17 protein-coding genes and 1 pseudogene are annotated in these 17,037 nt (G+C 39.4%); 1 reads left to right on the forward strand and 17 read right to left on the reverse strand.

Going from position 1 to position 17,037, the window contains the following annotated elements; genetic code table 11:
* Positions 1-10: 10 nt before the first annotated feature.
* From IGJ74_RS12845 to IGJ74_RS12925, 17 genes and pseudogenes are all read right to left on the reverse strand, one after another.
* On the reverse strand, positions 11-2,080 hold the full coding sequence (locus IGJ74_RS12845) for a BglG family transcription antiterminator (protein WP_087664976.1): 2,070 nt from the start codon (positions 2,078-2,080) through the stop codon (positions 11-13).
* A 235-nt stretch (positions 2,081-2,315) separates the two neighbouring features.
* Entirely contained in the window at positions 2,316-3,365 is a 1,050-nt protein-coding gene (locus tag IGJ74_RS12850; protein WP_087664977.1) for an FUSC family protein, read from the reverse strand.
* Between the two features lie 647 nt (positions 3,366-4,012).
* Positions 4,013-4,717 carry a deoxynucleoside kinase gene (locus tag IGJ74_RS12855; RefSeq protein ID WP_082741596.1) on the reverse strand — a complete coding sequence of 235 codons (705 nt, stop codon included), beginning with the start codon at positions 4,715-4,717 and terminating at the stop codon, positions 4,013-4,015.
* A gap of 16 nt (positions 4,718-4,733) precedes the next feature.
* Positions 4,734-5,174 carry a nucleoside 2-deoxyribosyltransferase gene (locus IGJ74_RS12860; protein ID WP_016621407.1) on the reverse strand — a complete coding sequence of 147 codons (441 nt, stop codon included), beginning with the start codon at positions 5,172-5,174 and terminating at the stop codon, positions 4,734-4,736.
* Positions 5,171-5,749 (reverse strand): LOG family protein, encoded by a 579-nt coding sequence (locus IGJ74_RS12865; protein ID WP_087664978.1) that lies wholly within the window; start codon positions 5,747-5,749, stop codon positions 5,171-5,173. The genes IGJ74_RS12860 and IGJ74_RS12865 overlap by 4 nt, the downstream gene beginning before the upstream one ends.
* Before the next feature lie 323 nt (positions 5,750-6,072).
* Positions 6,073-6,480, reverse strand: coding sequence for a helix-turn-helix domain-containing protein (locus IGJ74_RS12870; RefSeq protein ID WP_008379091.1), 408 nt, complete (start codon positions 6,478-6,480; stop codon positions 6,073-6,075).
* A 246-nt stretch (positions 6,481-6,726) separates the two neighbouring features.
* On the reverse strand, positions 6,727-7,950 hold the full coding sequence (locus tag IGJ74_RS12875) for an amidohydrolase family protein (RefSeq protein WP_005234642.1): 1,224 nt from the start codon (positions 7,948-7,950) through the stop codon (positions 6,727-6,729).
* Positions 7,951-7,966: 16 nt separating this feature from the next.
* Positions 7,967-9,328, reverse strand: a complete 1,362-nt coding sequence (locus IGJ74_RS12880) for a hypothetical protein (RefSeq protein WP_005225442.1) — start codon at positions 9,326-9,328, stop codon at positions 7,967-7,969.
* A gap of 348 nt (positions 9,329-9,676) precedes the next feature.
* Positions 9,677-10,600: a peptide-methionine (S)-S-oxide reductase MsrA gene (gene msrA / locus IGJ74_RS12885; RefSeq protein WP_087664979.1), complete on the reverse strand. Its 924-nt coding sequence runs from the start codon at positions 10,598-10,600 to the stop codon at positions 9,677-9,679.
* Between the two features lie 275 nt (positions 10,601-10,875).
* On the reverse strand, positions 10,876-11,226 hold the full coding sequence (locus IGJ74_RS12890; protein WP_087664980.1) for a type II toxin-antitoxin system PemK/MazF family toxin: 351 nt from the start codon (positions 11,224-11,226) through the stop codon (positions 10,876-10,878).
* Positions 11,220-11,483: an AbrB/MazE/SpoVT family DNA-binding domain-containing protein gene (locus IGJ74_RS12895; protein ID WP_087664981.1), complete on the reverse strand. Its 264-nt coding sequence runs from the start codon at positions 11,481-11,483 to the stop codon at positions 11,220-11,222. The genes IGJ74_RS12890 and IGJ74_RS12895 overlap by 7 nt, the downstream gene beginning before the upstream one ends.
* Positions 11,484-11,940: 457 nt before the next feature.
* Positions 11,941-12,327 carry a hypothetical protein gene (locus IGJ74_RS12900; RefSeq protein ID WP_087664983.1) on the reverse strand — a complete coding sequence of 129 codons (387 nt, stop codon included), beginning with the start codon at positions 12,325-12,327 and terminating at the stop codon, positions 11,941-11,943.
* A gap of 3 nt (positions 12,328-12,330) precedes the next feature.
* Entirely contained in the window at positions 12,331-12,495 is a 165-nt protein-coding gene (locus tag IGJ74_RS12905) for a hypothetical protein (RefSeq protein ID WP_176374317.1), read from the reverse strand.
* A gap of 364 nt (positions 12,496-12,859) precedes the next feature.
* Positions 12,860-13,711 (reverse strand): annotated as a pseudogene (locus IGJ74_RS12910) (helix-turn-helix domain-containing protein).
* A 259-nt stretch (positions 13,712-13,970) separates the two neighbouring features.
* Positions 13,971-14,177, reverse strand: coding sequence for a DUF3955 domain-containing protein (locus tag IGJ74_RS12915; protein ID WP_218193631.1), 207 nt, complete (start codon positions 14,175-14,177; stop codon positions 13,971-13,973).
* An 87-nt stretch (positions 14,178-14,264) separates the two neighbouring features.
* Complete coding sequence (locus IGJ74_RS12920; protein ID WP_194188425.1) at positions 14,265-15,116, reverse strand: helix-turn-helix domain-containing protein; 852 nt, start codon at positions 15,114-15,116, stop codon at positions 14,265-14,267.
* A 249-nt stretch (positions 15,117-15,365) separates the two neighbouring features.
* Complete coding sequence (locus tag IGJ74_RS12925) at positions 15,366-15,983, reverse strand: CPBP family intramembrane glutamic endopeptidase (RefSeq protein WP_194188426.1); 618 nt, start codon at positions 15,981-15,983, stop codon at positions 15,366-15,368.
* Between the two features lie 387 nt (positions 15,984-16,370).
* On the opposite strand from IGJ74_RS12925, the gene IGJ74_RS12930 reads away from it, so the two are divergent.
* Positions 16,371-16,952: a hypothetical protein gene (locus tag IGJ74_RS12930; protein WP_207463048.1), complete on the forward strand. Its 582-nt coding sequence runs from the start codon at positions 16,371-16,373 to the stop codon at positions 16,950-16,952.
* Positions 16,953-17,037 lie beyond the last annotated feature (85 nt).

A 17,037-nucleotide genomic window follows, 5' to 3' on the forward strand; every position in this document is an offset into this window, starting at 1 on the left:
TTCTTGTTTTTTATGAAAATAGCAATGATTGAAACGCTTCAATCGTAGAGCAAGCCAGCAACTGCGTGACTTTTTCTTCGTCATTGATCAGTTCGATCAATTCCTTCATGATGGCAAGATGAGAGTAAGAGTCCACCGCAGCCAAGCAAAAAATGATTTTGACAGGGTCCATTTCTGGGTTCCCAAATGCGACTGGCGGCGCCAAGGTGAGGACACTCACACCCAACTGCTGGGCGCCATCTTCTGGTCGGGCATGCGCCAGCGCCAAATGTTTACCAATGACGATATAAGGACCGTATTCCTCCACCGCAGCAACCATTGCCTCGATATAGCGTTTTTCGATGATCTGTTCTTTTACTAGCGGCTGCGCCGAGCGTTCAATGGCTTCTTCCCAATTTTGAACAGGAACGTTTAATTGAATATGACTAGCGGATAAAACATCTTTTAACATTGGCTGAATCTCCCTTGCATTAATGGCTAATTGATTTTGTTCAAACAAGTGTGTCAATTTGCGATAGGCGGCAGCATCGACCGTCCCGCCACTTTCTTCAATGACTGTAAGCAACTGATTGAAGAACAGCGTGGCATTTTTTTGGTCAAAGGCGATCCGTTTGAATTTTTCATTGTTGTTTAAGAAACGACGGATCACTTGGTGATTTTCTTCATTGATGATCGGTGGGATCAGTAATACTGGCTTTTCTCGATAATCGATCTCATAGGTTGAAAAAACTAGATCCACATCGAATTTCGTGATCAAATTGACTTCTTGTGAATTCAAGACTGCCGCAACTTCTACTTCTGGAAACTTCTCCTTGAGGCTGGCTGCCAGCAGATTGCCGGTTGCCATTCCATGGTTACAGACGACGACCGCCTTATAGATCGTAATAATCTCGTGGTTCAATGAACTTAGGGCTGTAGAAAAATGGATCACGAGAAATGTCAGTTCATCTTCCGATAGTGGTTGACCGACGATCTCTTCGATCGTAGGAGCGAACCCCTTGACGGCTTGGTAGATTTGTCCATAATTTTTGCGAACGGTCTCTTTGATCGGATTGGGTACTTGAATGCCGCTCTTGGCTCGAACGATCAGCGCTGCCATATGTTTATACAATCCCTCTAACAACTCTTCTTCCTTTTTACTAAAAGGGATCTTGGTTTGGCATTCCACAAATTGGATCAGCTGCAGCGACAAGAGTTGCGCATGCGCCCATTCGATGGAATTGGACAAATCTTTAAAATTCAGTGATTCGAGGATGAAAGAAAGATAGTTGACTTCGATTTCTGGTGGCTCAATCGAAAAGGTTTCAGCGATCGCCTGAATATAGGCTGACCCTTGGAGCGGATTGCTGGAAGTAGACCAATTCATGCGAGTGATAAATTCCTTCATTCTGATGCGCATCAGCCAAATGGCGGTAAACAATAAGATTTGGCTGCTGTACAGCTCATTTTGATTTGGCGGCAACACTGCTTGCATCACTTGTTGGATCTGCTTGATTTCTTTTTGCGGCAAATAGCGATAAAGCAATTTTGTAAAGACTAAATCTGGGGTCTGTTTATCAAGTGGCAGCCTACCGATCCGCTGATTGATGATGTCAAAAATCATCGTCCGAATCGCTCGTTCCGATCCATTCAACCGCAGTCCTTTTTTTCCTAGACTAATGATCTCAATGCCATATTTATTGATGTCCGCCCGCAAACGGCGCATGTCTTCATCCATGCTGCTTTTCGATATCTGGTACGCTTCTTCTTTTTTATTCAACACCAGGATCTCTTTTGAAAATGTCAGATGCAGTAGCAGATCAAAACTCCGCTCTTCACGGGTCATATATTCCGACTGTTGTGCCTGTAATGCCTGCCAAACGATGGCTTGCTGCTTTGAGGGCATTTTCAAAAGGATGCCCTTTCCTCGAAGGGTTTGGACCGGTCCGATGTGTAAGTCAGCGAGAAACGTGTTGATCTCATTCAAATCATTGCGGATCGTCCGCCCACTCGCTGCGGTCTCTTCTGCCAGTTGCTCGATGGATAGTGGATAATCAGTCACCAACAGGCGATGCAAAACATCTACGATTCGTTTTTTCACAACTTTCTCTCCTTCTCTGATTTGAGTATATGATTTCGCTTACAACAAAAAAAGTAGATGTTTCTGCCACTTTAGTTTGCAAAAATGTAAACGCTTCTATTTCGAAATAGGAATCTTTGCTCGATTATTTCATATTTTCCTTATTTTTCCTATCCGATGGAGAAAACGTTTAGATAGAGGATCAGATGCAAAAAAAGCAAGAGCAGCTGCTCTTGCTTTTCGATGATGGTGCATTCTATTGTGTTTGATCCGTCGTGTCTTCTGGCTTATTTCCCAGCGCTTGCTCCATTTGCTTTACTGCCCAATCCATTAGAAAGATCAACAGCATTGCCAGCACGCTGCCAATCAATGCCCCTGAAAAACGCAATGGGATCAATTTCAGTGGCGTAAAACTAGTACCGATCGTCATTAACAGCAGGACTTGTGGGTTGGTAAAGAAATTAGCAACGGTATAATTGACTGGCATAAAAAACTCCGTCAATATGTTTAGAATGATCAAGACAACTGTGATCGCTTCAAGGGGCATATGCAAGGACATCAATAAGAAACCCAGCAGCAGCCCTACGATTCCTCCCAGTACCCTGCCGATCGTGCGATTTTTGATTTTTTCCATATGTTCCCCTGCCAATACGGCAGCAGCGGAAATCAAGATCCAATACCCGTTGCTGTCCCGCAACAGATAGGCAATGTAGGTCGCAATAAACAATATCAAAGAAAAGTGCAGTGCTTTGATGACCATTTCTGGTTGCTGAGATAATGCCAGCGAATATTTCTCGTGCAAGCTCAGTTGTTGAAAGGCCGTTTTTTCTTCTTTCAACGGTAGCTGTTCAGCTAACGAAATCACCAGTCCAGCAAGCAATGAGCCTGCGATGCCGTAAAGCAAATAGGAACTGTGGTGCAAGATTTCTCCAAGATGAACGGCGTGAAAGTTAAAGCCGGTGGCATAAAGCATCAACACGAAGAAATAATCCGGCTTGGGGATCCGCATCACTTTTGACAACAAAAACGCAGAAAACGATAACGCACCGATGATAAAAGGCGCGCTCCAAGGAATCAGTGCTGTCCCAGCGCCTAAAATAAATGCCAGCAGCAGCGCAGCGCCGTGGGTCAAAATGGCGCGCAGATTATAAAAAAGGGACCGATGTTGAAAAGCCAAGTAGGAAAAAGCCCCCATCGCCCCCACAGAACTTATCAAAGGGTCCTGAACGAGGATCCCTATAAACAAAGGAACCGCCATCGCAAACCCTGATCCTAACGGACGCAAGACTTTTCGTTTGTCTTTCATGCAATTCCTCCTATCAAAAAATATGTACGATGATACAGCCGTTTTATAAGCAACGTCCTAAACTAGTATACGAAGCAAAAGATGAATATGCAAATTTTTTTCAGAAACTTTGTGAAATCCTCGCAACGATGCCCCTTGATCAAATCAAACGCTCACACTAAACAGCCCTTACCAATAAAAAAAGAGAAGCATTCGCTTGGCAATAGACTACAAGCGAATCTCTCTACTTTTCGGCAAAATATTCTTCAATGAAGTGCTGGTGATTGTATCAACTATTAGTATTTCGCAGCATTCACCCGTTTGAATAACACTTGATGCACTCAATCAGCTAGTAACTCACCCTAGTGACCACAATGGACAGACTCTTGATACACCAACACGAGTCATTGCCTTTGCTACTGGTGTCTGGCGCGAATATGTCTCTCAATAGATCATTGAAACACTAAAGCACCGAAAACGGCGTCTTCGGTGCTGACCAATTTCCTTTTGTTTACTGCAAACGCCATTGAATAATTGGTTTGACAACAAGGATTGCTCTTTAATCCTGTAAAATCGCCGTTTTCAAGCACTTCGATTAATCATAAAAAAGCTGACAGGGAAGACTGCTTTTCACCCAACTGGCAAGATTCATCGGTTGCTTCTCTGCTTTAATTTTTCTTGGAAAAATCACCTTTTGCGATGGCTTTGTCCGTACAATAGTGGCCTTTGCCATGGGTCTGACGGACTTCTGCCAATTTTTCTTGGATCATCTCGAGGATCACCATGAGGTTGTCTTCATTGGCAACAAAGTCCAATTGATCCCCATCAATTTGCATTTTCGGACAAACGTCAAAGTTTTCATACCATTCATCGTATCGCTGATTCAATTCTTTGTAATAGTCGTACAATGTCGGATCATTGGCAATTTGTTCATAGGAACGACCACGTTTATTGATCCGTTCGATCATCGTATTCAAGGAAACCTTGATATGAACCATTAAATCTGGATGTTTCAACGGCGCCGATTCTTCCAATTCCCGAAGCATCGTATTCAACAGGTTATCGTATTGTTCGACCTCCATCGGTGCGATTCGACCTAGATCCGCATTTAGATGAAACATCAAACTGTCCTCATAGATGGAGCGATCAATGACATTGTCATCATTCGACAAAGCTTCTCGCATCCCTAAAAAACTTTTGTTTAAGAAAAAAATCTGCAATAAAAAGGCGTATCGTTCTGGATTGGAATAAAACAATGGCAGAACATCGTTGTCCTCCACGTTTTCATAAAAAGGCTTCGACGCCATTTCCTTCGATAAAAAATCAGTCAAACTGCTTTTTCCTGCCCCGATCGTACCTGCGATTAATAACACATTCATCCATCCTTTATTAAATATAGTCACCGACAAATGCTCGGTGCGCCATCTCTTCAAAATCATACGCTCTTAGTGCCGTCAAATCAGTCAAATACGCTTGTACCGACTCCGTCAACATCAGATTGACCGCCGCGGCTTTTTCCTGAAAAGCGATCACTGGTTTATTTAGTACGTGTGCTGCGCCGATTTCAAAGGCTGTTCCCGGATCAGTGATTCCTTCATGGTAATCCAAAACGGCAACGACGACGTCGGCTCGTGTCAATTCCAGCACGTCTTTTTCAAAAATTTCTCTCGCCCATTCCGGTGTATTGGGTTCAGATGAACCTTCTTGATACAGGCGCGGCGAATAGACCGCCAAAGGCTGTGGGTTTTCAGCTAAACTGCGTTCTACCTGTTTGAGTCGTGCGACTTGTTCGTTTGAAAAAAACGGTCCAGCTAAATAGACATGCTTCATCCTGCCAAGCACTCCTTTCCTGACCCCTTCGCCGCCAATCGTTGGATCAACGACTCAACGTCAGATAGGAAAAAGAGCGTTTCCGGCAGTTCAGCCCAAGCAAAGCTGGAAGCTTCAAACATTTTTAGCAGTGGCTTCAGTCCATCCTTCAAGACTTCGTTCATCAACACACCGATTGGCTTGACTGGCAATTTCCCAAGAGTCATAAAAGAGCATATTGATGACAACTCCTCTAGTGTACCAAATCCACCAGGTAATACAAGGTAGGCATCGCTCATTTCCAGCAATTGTTGTGTTTGCTCCTCCCTCGTATCCGTATAGAACTCGGTGTATGTGCTTGATCCAGTGACGATTGACGGCAAATCTTCTGCAAAGGAACCTGATGGATAGATCCCCGTCACTGCGCCTTCTTTTTCAAAGACCCCATTAACGATCTCCCTCATCAAGCCAGCCAAAGGGGCGCAATAAATCAACTCGATGTGATTTTTTGCTAAGGCATTGCCGATGGCACGAGCGGTCTTTGCCAACTTTCCCTCATTTTCTAAACGGGTACCGCAAAATACAGTTACTCTCAAAAACAACAGCTCCTTCTTCACTACACCTGCTATTTTACACAATCTATTAAAAAAGTAAATACTACATATTGTGCTTTATTTAGATAAAAATCGATCTATTCACTATATATTGTATATATCCGTTTACATCTTTTCGCTTTCCCTTAAACGTTACAAACTTTGAAAATAGCAGATAAGAAAAAACAGAATCAGCTTCCATCGATTGCCTCAGTCCTCTTTCATCCCACATAAAAAAACACGATGCAGGTAGGCTCGTGTTTTTTTATCCATCACTTTTTTTCTCTTGCCCAAGCAAAATTTAGCAAAAAACTGTATAAAAAAAATTATTTTTCTTCAGTAGCTGCTTTCAGTTTTTCCAAATCCTCTTGCTCGACAAAAAAGGTCACTTCTCCTGTTTCTAAATCGACGGATGCTTTGACTTCAACCCCTCGTGGGAAAAACTTGCTGGCATCGGTCTCGATTTTCAAACGCATCGTTCCATCTTTCAATCCAGCACCATAGGTCATCGTACGAAAGTTCTTTTTCATTCCTGCTCGCTCCTTTTTTAATAGCTCATCGACACTGCACCCATAAAGGGTACTCAGTTTTAATAAATTCAAACTGTCTGGGACCGTCTTGCCGGTTTCCCAATTTGAGATCGATGTGCGGGTCACTAAAATTTTTGTTGCTACTTCTTCTTGGCTCATTTGTTGTGTGACTCGATGGTTCTTTAGTGCTTCCCCAATCGTCATCTTGGCCTCCTTCTTCTACCTTAACGCAGACCTGCTGTGATTGCTGCTCAAATCCATTGATATTACGGCATTGTCAAACAGTTTTGACAGGTTTTTCTTAAACGAACTCTCCGTGATAGCGGTTTTCTTTCTATCATAGATGAAAAAAGAACAAATGACTAGAAAATGATCTTGTTACTTCAACTATATTACGATAAAAAAAGTAGCACGAATAAATCGTACTACTTAAGAAAACATGACCTGTTGCTAACGGTGGATCGTCACTTCTTTTTTGACTTCCACGGTGATGCGGCCATTTTTGATGACCACTAAACGTTCAGGAATATCGATCAGCACATCGGCTTTTCTCTGGGTATCTAAAAGAATCAAATCTGCGCGGTTGCCAACAGCGATCCCATAGTCTTTGATATTTAATGCTTTGGCGGTATTGGTCGTAATCATTGGCAAGACTGTCGGCAGGTCATCGGCGCCGCCTAAATGCGCCACTGGCACAGCCAACATAGCGATTTGAATCAAATCACCGTTGCCATAGGGCGTAAAGGCGTTACGAATATTGTTGCTGCCTAAGCAAATATTCACACCGGCATCACGTAATTTGCGAATCGGCGTAACGGCACGACGAACGTTGTAGGCATCATTTCTAGCACCTAAGTGTAAGTCGGTCGCAGGCAACGGCATCACATTGATTTGGGCTTTGACCATCAAATCGATAACTTCTGCCAGCTGATCCGGTTCCATAGCGTGCAGCGCAGTCAAATGTCCTACAGATACCCGACCTTGGTAGCCTTCTGCGATGGTTTTTTCACACAGGTAGACGATCGATGTATCGTCTGCTTCGTCAGCAAAATCCTGATGCAAGTCAATGTCTTTGTCAAATTGTTTGGCGATCTCAAAGATCAAGTCGATGTGTTCATTGGCTGGCGCATCATTGTAAGGAATGCCGCCCACGACATCGGCGCCTTTTTCCATCGCTTCAATCATCATTTTATCCGTTCCGGGTGCTTTAAAAATTCCTTCTTGCGGAAAGGCAACGACCTGAATGTCGATCAGGTCTCGGTATTCTTCTTTTAAGCGCATGATGGTGTCAAACCCAGTGAAGCCTTGCGCCGGATCAAATTCGGCATGGGTGCGAACAGCAGTCGTACCATGTACGATCAGCATTTCTAATGCACGTTTCGCTCGATCATAAATATCTTCTTCGGTAAAAGTCGGTTTGAGCTTTGCCGTAACTTGGATCGCTTCTTGTAATGTACCTGAATTATTAGGTTCACGATCGGCAATCAAGGCTTTGTCTAAGTGGATATGGCTTTCGATCAATCCGGGGATCACCACTTTGCCTTTCGCCTCAATCGTTTTTGCTGCTGATTCTTCAATGTTGGGTGCAACTGCGGTGATTTTTCCTCCTGAAATGGCAATGTCTACTAATTCTGCATCGTCTTCAAGACGTGCTTGCTTGATCAATAAATCCATGTTTTCCTCCTATCCATCAGCCAAACACTAAGCCGATGACTAATAATAATACGGCTGCTAAACTCAACCACTTCACGTTTCCTTTGACCACATCTAGAATCGGAATTTGGAAACCAGAAGATAAAGCTTGCATCGTAATGTTGACGAAACTCATTTGACTGCCGAGTCCAACCCCCATCGTTACAAAACCAAGAGCTAACACTGGGAAGCCTAATGAAACGGCAACTGGTAACACTAATGTTAATACGGAGCCGACATAGGCACCTGCGGGAATCCCAATCAAGACACCCGTCAAGATCGCCACGGGAACGACGATCGCTGCGGGGGCATTTTGTGCCGCACCAGCAATAACAGCAAATGTCCCAGTTTCAGCGATCACGTTGATGAAGGCTAAAAAGATCCCCACTTGGAACAAGCGGGTCAAAATATACGTGGATCCGTCCACCATCGCTTCCACCGATTGATTCATCGAAAAGTCGGTACAAACAAAAATCAACGCCAACGTGACCACCATATAAACTAGCGGCGTAAAGAGGACAAAGCCGATCAGGTCATTGATCAACGGGCCAAAGATGACCGCAAAAAGCAAGAAGATCGCAGGCAGTGTCGTTTTGAATAACTCGCCATTGCTTTTGTTTTCGTACTCTTGGTTGGCTGATTCTTTGAAGCCCAGATGACGACGCTTGGTCCCGAAGAATGCCAATAAAATCGCCAAACCAACGAATAACAACCAAAATGGGCGCATTTGATCGACATAAGAAGCGACACTAAAGCCGCCCAGTTCAGACACGATACTAGATTCCAAAGAGGCAGGAGAGGTCGTAAAGGAGACAGCTGCCGCTAACGACATCGCTGCGATCAATTCGGGTACCACCCCAACTGCCGCAAATGCTAATGGTGCGATCACCATTGCACTCCCGCCGCCGATCCCAGACATATAAGTCGCTGCTGCCAATAAGATGACAATAAAACCAGCCACATATTCCACTTTTCCTTTGGTCCCTCTTTTGGCTAAAGTTAAGGCTGCCGTATAACTACCGGCTTTGAAGACCGCCATCGCTACAGCGGAATTGATGATTGGCACCGTAATACTTAACATCGTCGGAATAGCTTCCAACAGTTGCGAATTGGCTTCAGCTAAACTGATCCCGCCAATAATCATCGCCAATATCCCAGCAATCAAGCCAGCAATGATCATATCTACTTTTTTAAAGAGTAAAACCAGTACTAACACTAACGGAATCAGTACTAAAAATGCTTTGACTCCAGTTGGTGCAACGATCTCATTGATCGCTTCTGCCGCAAACACTGTTCTTTCTGAAAAGATAAAAAGAATGAGAGCCATAAACAGTGAGACGAACGTTCCCTTTTTTTTCATCACATTTCTCCTAACTTATATGAATCTTCATATAATAAATGTTGTGTTGCTATGGGGTGTTGCTGATTGATTTTTCCGCTGATTTTTCTCTGGTGTTTCCCACCTTCTTTCCTCGAAGAAAGGAACCAAGCAAAAGGAACCTGCTTTTTCGACCTTTTTCGCCACTTTTTCTTTCTCTATTATAATTCTTGTTGTTAACGCTTTCTTTGGACATTATTCTAAAATAAATCTTCGTTTTTTATCCAATTGGCTAAACGCGCAGAAAAAAGCGCGGCCTGTGGAGAAAAGAGCCTTCATTTGATCCTCTGGCCTTTTCTCGGAGCCCCGCTTTTTTGATGTATCTTCTGACTATGATCGTTTTTCCCCTCGGTTTGTCCAGCGTTTCAGTTTATAAAAAAGCATCAGTTGCTTGCGCGCTCGCTTGATCCGCTGGTAGCGCTTGGGCTGCTTCTTGTAAAATGCTTGATGGTAGTTTTCCGCTGGCCAAAACTGCGTGGCCTTGCGGATCTCAGTCACGATGGGTTGCTGATAATAACCAGATTGGGCTAGTTCCTTTTTGGCTCCTTGCGCAAACACTTCCTGTTCAGCAGTCGTATAGAAAATGATTGGGCGATAAAAATTGCCGCGATCTTGAAATTGTCCGAAAGCATCTGTCGGGTCTGTCACTTGCCAGTACAACTGCAACAAGTCCTGATAGGTGATGATTTTGGGATCAAAAATGATCTCTACTGCTTCGACATGCCCTGTTGTTCCACTTAGTACTTGATCATACGTCGGATTCGGGACTGTTCCCCCAGTATACCCCGACAAAACGGAAAGAATGCCCGGCTGGTCTTCAAAAGGCTCTACCATACACCAAAAGCAGCCGCCAGCAAAAATAGCCACTTCTTGTGCTTTTCCACCTGTTTCGGTCGGCTCCACGGAAACTTCTGCTGGTTGGGCTTTGCTTGTTTCTTCATTCATTGCCTTTTTCGGTGCTGGCTGGCTGATTGTTTGATAAAACTCGGCGACATTCGGGGTCAGATTGTTTCTCAGTGCCAAAGGACGCAACGACGCTTCTAATTTTTCCAAAACCCGCCTGGTCTGTTGGTCTTCAAGACTTTTTGACGATTCCTTTTCGTGTTTGCCTGCTTTTTGTTTGGTCGCCAGCTGGGTTTCCAAGGTATTTTTCGCTTGCACCAGTTGTTCTCGTTCCCACTGTCTCGTGCCAGGATGCAAGATCAAATTATAGATTTCTGACAGCCACGCCATCGTTGTTTGCTTCATCACCATTGCCCCTTTGCCTCATGAACGAGCCGCTTTCACTCCTTGTTTGGTTGCACTGTACCATAGTTTCGACGATTCGCCCAATTTGATGCCCAAAAAACGTTCGAGAGAATGTCTCGAACGTTTTTGGCTTTTGTATAGGTTAGCGTATAAATCGTTCAGGATTTTGAGAATGGCGTTGCTATCTCAAAGATTACAAAGGAGTATAAGTTTACGGACACACTGTCTATAGAATAAAAGAAAACAGCATGGTCAACATAGATAAGATGACCATGTTGTTTTTATTTACTTACTTTTTGAAATATTGTTCTAACTTTCATCAATAACTCCTCAACCAATCTCTCATGCGCTTTTTCCAAAAAAACACACGCTCTGGCCTCATAATCAATTGTCGTTAATTGATCTAGCAATACTTTTCCTGTTGTTTTCATGCCATAATCTGGATCAATACTTACATATAACGGATAGTTTCTACTTGTACTAGAAATCGGAGCAATGGTGGCAACGTTACTATAATCTGCAATCATGTCATGACTTAAAACAATATAGGGCCTTTTTTCCGTTTGTTCATGTCCAGAACGAGGAGCTGTATCCAACAACAAAATATCACCTTGTCTAGTTTTTTTTACCACCTTTCATTCCCTACGGCTTCACCTAAACGTTGAATTTCCACCTGATTTCTCTCAGCAGTGTAATTTTCAAATAACTTTTCAATCGTTAACTCGTTTTCTGAATTTGCCGCTTCGATGATTAGTCGCTTATGCCCGTTTACTTCTTCTTGTATTATCTTCACTTTGTCATCAGTATGAATGCCAAGATACTCCATAATGTACTTTGGCAATCTAAGACCGTTACTATTGCCCCATTTTTTTATAGGTAACATTTCCATGCGCGACACCTCTTTCTATATATACATAGTATAAGATATATCACGACGGAGTATATACATAATTATCCTTTTGTCGAAGCACCTAAATTCATTTAAAAAGAATTGTTCTTAAAAGTTTACTCTGCTGTCCTAAATTAGGATCTTTCTATCCTAACTAATTGAGCTACTAAAGGAATTTTGAAATGAAGAATAGAAAAAGGATCAAAAATTATTAAGTTTCTGATCCTCAATAATATTGTACCAATATTATCTCACAACAAGAACAAAATACATAAATTAGACTCTGTCGCATTCTTAAAAATCAAAATTGTATAATATCATACTATGATTAGTTGCTTGATTCGGTGAAACCTTCTTCATTAGGCGCAACTTGCCACCCAGCACTATGAAATGCTCTTGTTATTAAGTCTTCAACAAAATTTGGATTATCTGTAGGGTAGCCGTGGTCATATAATATTTACCTAGAATAGATTAATAACATGCCACTATCTTGATTAGACCGTGCCATCAGTTGAATAGCATGTTCTAACTCGTCGACAGTGGCGCCAATATTGAAAGTAGTGTTTTGGTTTTGTGCCAAAGTCATCCGTTCATGAAAATCCGATATCAAACTTTCTGCTTGGTTATACCATTGCGGCTCCGATGTAGATGGCGCCATAGTTTCGCTTGTGCTCCTTCCTGATTGTTCGGTACTCCCAATAGACTCCATAAACGTTGGTTCCTTCATCGCCTCGACAAACCGATTTATTGGGTGCTCCGATTTTGCCAAGACATAGCCAAATAAAATTACCAATGCGCAAGTTATACCAGATACAATCACAGATGAAAGAGTTGATTTTTTCATAGATTAATTTCCTATTAATAAAAACTCTTGCTTCAAGAGTATCTGTGCTAACTTTTGAACCTCTTGTCGATTACATTTTCTCTCAATTTCTTTCTGACGTTTCTGATCGATTGGGCTTTTGAACTTAAGGGATCCGCATCGGTATGTTTTATATGTTAATTCTTCCATTTGATTTCCTCTTTCCTTACAATGTAAATCTTATAATAAGGCTATTTAAGAAGAAAATAAAAAAAGTCCGATATAATGGACTTCCCAACAATTTCTATATAAATATTCATTCCCCAAATAAGTTATTGACAACTATGTTTATAGTTATTATCCCTTTAATTAATATAAATCATAATTCTCTTTAAATACCTTCAGCTTCCTATTTGGGCAAATTCATCTAATTTGACCTTCTAATTCAAATTAGTAAACATATTTAGAATGAAAAATAAACCATAGTATTTTAAAACTTAAATAGCTTTCTAATTTAAGTCTTAATATCTACTTTTAAATAGATGCACAATCGAAAACTACATGCCCTATATAATTATGAAACTAATTGTGAATAAAGCTCAGCTAAAGAGTCTTGATTTAAATCTCTCATTATCTGAAGCATTTTTTGTGTAAGATCTCTTCCCTCTTGCTCAGGCCCTCTTTTTATTAATAGTAACCCGCTAAAAAACTTATATACCGTTCGGTGAAAAAATTCTTTATAATCGGTTGATAGTAAATCTAGCTGTGTTAATAATACTTCTGTATAGTCATACTGCTGCCTTTTAAATGTATATTCAATTAGGTTGATCAACAAAACACAATATATTTCTCTTCCTTTTTCAAGTTTCACATAACGTTCCATCAATTTTGAAACTCTTTTAAAAAAAACTAGAATAATTTCACTATCTAAAAATTCGAGTGTATTCGTAAATAGTTGAATTTCTTGCAGAGACCAACTTTCCACATCGATCAGATAGGTTAAAATGGTATGTCTATCAGCTTCTAAAACTACTTTGGTATTATATTCCCCATACTCTTCAAAATATTCTAAGAGGCGTATCCGAGATCAGACCTCAGCAATTCTAATTCCATTTAACTTGCCGGATTTTACTTGCAGATCTTCTAAAAGATGTTTGAGTCCTTTGATATCTTGATTGTTCGCCAGTTTATTATAAATATAATTATAGTTATTCTGTTCATTTAATTGGTATCCATTAGAAATAAACATAAATTCATCAATGTCCATAGAAATATTGTCTAATATTTGCATCAGTATATTGGCTGATATTTGATGTTTTCCTTTTTCAAATTCAATAGCATATGATTTAGATATAATATTTCCATATACATCTTTCTGGCTAAATCCTTTTTTTAATCTTATTTCCCTTATAGTTTCTCCGTACATATAGTACTCCTCTCACATTCAAGATTCTCTCATCCATATCAACAAAGAAATATGTATGCTAGCATATTATTCATTAAATTTCTTTGAAAGGATATTTGATCTTATTATACAATTTGTTTTCTGATCATTATAGTGACTTAACCTATAAGATGAAAGAAAAAGAGGAGTGAATGACTTGGATACATCTCATTCGCTCCTCTTTTTCTTTCGTTTAGATTAAAAACAAGAAGTCCTAATCGTGAAAAACATCTCATCTGTATCATTTAGTCTTTAATTTATTTCTTAATAGCTTAGTAGTACTTATAGAAATTGAAATAAAGATTGATAAATATCCTAGTGGTATACAAAAGAATGCTGGCTCTACAACAAATCCTCTTGAGTCCAGATGCGACCCTACCAAGTTACTAACCATAAAGAGCACTACTGCTAATAAAAAAAAGAAAATTGAACTGCCAAATTGTTTCATTTTATATTCCTCCTGCTTTTTACTTTATTTAAATGATTGGTTCAGTTTAACAAGTAATGGATTTATTATCATCTATGAAAAAATCCGTTAAATCAATAAAAGGGCGTACAACTTGGCTAGTGGTTCTTGGTTTAATTTTTTCATAATATCTAACATATTTTCTGCAATAGCTCTTCCCTTTTCTTGATCAAGTTTTTTCATTACCAAGAGTCCCTCAAAAAAATTATAAACGGTTCTATAAAAAAACTCTTTATAGTTGGATGATAAAAGATCCAATTGGATAAGTAATACTTCTGTATAGTCGTATTGCTTTTTCTTAAATGTATATTCCAATAAATTTATAATCAATGCGCAATATATTTCTTTCCCCTTCTCTAGATCGGCATAATATTCAAGCACACGAGAAACTCTTTTAAAAAGAATAAATATTGATTCATTGTCTAACAAATCTAGCGTATTAGCGAAAAGCTTAATTTCTTGAAGTGTCCAACTTTCCCTCTCAATTAGGTAGGTTAAAATAGTCTGTCTATCTTCTTGTAAAATCACATTTGTATCATAAACACCATTGTCTCTGAAATTTCGTAAAATTCGGAGACGAGACCTTACTTCAGCTATTCTAATATCATTTAATCTACCTTCCCTACTTTTTAATGTTTTTAATAAATCTTCTAGACCTTCAATATCATGCTTGTTGGCTAGCTTACTGTACGTACAATCATAATACGTTTTTTCGTTCATATTATAGTTATTAGCAATAAATAAAAATTCGTCTATTTCTATAGATAGATTCTGTAAAATTTCAAGCAATATATAAGTAGAAATTTGATGCTTTCCTTTTTCGAATTCTACTGCATATGATTTTGATATGATGTTTTCATACACTTCTTTTTGAGTTAACCCTTTTTTCAGACGAATTTTCCTTAACGTTTCTCCATACATTTATTATCCTCCTATCATAAGATTGTATTAAAAAACTTCTTATATTTCTTATTATAGTAATCTTTCTTTTTTTGGATCATCAGGTATTAAATATGAGACCGAAAAATTCGAAACAATAATTTTTTTATAACTATTACGAGTCATGTATTGAACAATAAGGTTCTTTATATAAATAGAAAAAAAGAGAACTAGCAAGTTCTTGCTAATTCTCTTATTCGTCTATATATCAATATAGGAATTAAAAAAACACTATTTGAGAAAAAAGATAATAAAGCCTAGCGAGTCATAGATAAAATGACAGATCCAACTCACCCAAACACTAGATGATTTCTTCCATACATAGTTTAGTGCTAACCTAGCCGGTGCTAGGGTGAATATTAATTGTATAGGGTGAAATCCATACGCAGGAATGTGCCAGCATGCAAAAAGAATGCTGCAGATAATTGTTGACCAGAAAAAAGAAAGGCCTTTTTTCTGAAGAGCGATTAGGATATTTGTACTTAATAGTTCTTCTCCCATCAGCATAAAGGGCACTTGAAACAAAATCATTTTTACTGAAAGTGTATCATTAATCGCATTCGGCGTAGGTTGCCCAAAAATTAATGAATAGAGGAATGAAAAAAGCATTCCAGAAAACAAAACAAGAGGTAATCCCCAGGCGAATGATTTAAAGTTGAAGTGCTTGAACTGATTTAGAAAGTCCTTTCTTAATAAATAATACCCGGCAATAAAGGCAAATACTAAATTCCAAACCGTTCCAAAAACGACATGAAGTAGCTCGGGAAAATTTATAAAAGATAAAATTTGATAAATCAAAGCAATTCCTATAGTAGTCAATAACAAGAAATTAGCTGATTGTTTTTTCATATTTACCCAACCTCCTTATTTTTATCTGATTATTATTTTAAAACTATTCAAACATGGTAGCCTTCTCGGGAAAAATAAATATACATACTAATTTTCTGTTTCATACAAAATTTTGTAAAGTTTTGTATTTTAATTATACCATATTCATATTGAATACCAGGAAGATTGAGAAAGACTGATACTATACCAAGGACAACTAATTTTCCCAGCATTATCGTGCTTGCTAAAAATGAAACATACGATCATATAGATAAATCATTATTTATATTATATGTACCTATATTTTACTTTTTTGAAGTATGAAATATCTGTCTTTTTAGGTTATTTGAACCTAAAATAACCTAAAATAGATTTTGCAACAAAATAAATAAATGGAGAATTTAGAACATGAAAAAAAAGCAATTATCAAAATCTTTAATAGCCACTGGCTTACTTTGTACAATATTCGGGAGTGTTACAACATTTGCAGCCAGCACTGCACTTTATCGTGACTCCACGGCAACTACAGAAGCTATCTACCAAGGTGTTCATGCCTTATCCCGAACTTTAAGCGGCACTAAGACAGACTTGGCAACAGCGTTAGTAGATAAAGCAAAAGCAGAAGCTGATAAAATAAAAGCTGAGAATGAGAAGAAAGCTGTCGAAAATAATCTCGAAACGGCAAATAACACAATTACTGATTTAAGAACACAAATTACAAATGCCAATAACGCTGTCACAGAAGCGCAAGCCAGTGCAGCTCTTGATAAAAAAACTGCTGAAGATAAAGGAAGTGCCGTAGCAGCTGCAAAAGATGAACAACTAGGCGCCCTTAAAACTGCAGTTGATAGTATCCTGTCTGAGCACAATGTGCTTCCTGACAGTAATAAAGATAGTGTAGAAGCATTAAAAGGTAGCGATGATGCAGCAAAAGCTGTCGATGACGCCAATAAGAATCAAACAGAAAAAGTGAATCAAGGTAATTCATAAATTTGTTTAGTTCTTCTAATATCAAACTGTAAATCATGAACCCTAACATTAAATAGGTTTATTCAAAGTATTATGCTCAATAGAT

Origin of the sequence: Enterococcus sp. AZ009, from assembly GCF_050548785.1 — a bacterium.
In the GTDB taxonomy this organism is placed as follows: domain Bacteria; phylum Bacillota; class Bacilli; order Lactobacillales; family Enterococcaceae; genus Enterococcus_D; species Enterococcus_D entomosocium.

Coding starts and splice junctions, on each gene's coding strand:
- IGJ74_RS12850 (WP_087664977.1), bottom strand. CDS start 3,365: ATGAAAGACAAACGAAAAGTCTTGCGTCCGTTAGGATCAGGGTTTGCG.
- IGJ74_RS12860 (WP_016621407.1), bottom strand. CDS start 5,174: ATGAAGCATGTCTATTTAGCTGGACCGTTTTTTTCAAACGAACAAGTC.
- IGJ74_RS12870 (WP_008379091.1), bottom strand. CDS start 6,480: ATGACGATTGGGGAAGCACTAAAGAACCATCGAGTCACACAACAAATG.
- IGJ74_RS12875 (WP_005234642.1), bottom strand. CDS start 7,950: ATGGATTTATTGATCAAGCAAGCACGTCTTGAAGACGATGCAGAATTA.
- IGJ74_RS12880 (WP_005225442.1), bottom strand. CDS start 9,328: ATGAAAAAAAAGGGAACGTTCGTCTCACTGTTTATGGCTCTCATTCTT.
- msrA (WP_087664979.1), bottom strand. CDS start 10,600: ATGGTGATGAAGCAAACAACGATGGCGTGGCTGTCAGAAATCTATAAT.
- IGJ74_RS12895 (WP_087664981.1), bottom strand. CDS start 11,483: ATGGAAATGTTACCTATAAAAAAATGGGGCAATAGTAACGGTCTTAGA.
- IGJ74_RS12900 (WP_087664983.1), bottom strand. CDS start 12,327: ATGAAAAAATCAACTCTTTCATCTGTGATTGTATCTGGTATAACTTGC.
- IGJ74_RS12905 (WP_176374317.1), bottom strand. CDS start 12,495: ATGGAAGAATTAACATATAAAACATACCGATGCGGATCCCTTAAGTTC.
- IGJ74_RS12915 (WP_218193631.1), bottom strand. CDS start 14,177: ATGAAACAATTTGGCAGTTCAATTTTCTTTTTTTTATTAGCAGTAGTG.
- IGJ74_RS12920 (WP_194188425.1), bottom strand. CDS start 15,116: ATGTATGGAGAAACGTTAAGGAAAATTCGTCTGAAAAAAGGGTTAACT.
- IGJ74_RS12925 (WP_194188426.1), bottom strand. CDS start 15,983: ATGAAAAAACAATCAGCTAATTTCTTGTTATTGACTACTATAGGAATT.
- IGJ74_RS12930 (WP_207463048.1), top strand. CDS start 16,371: ATGAAAAAAAAGCAATTATCAAAATCTTTAATAGCCACTGGCTTACTT.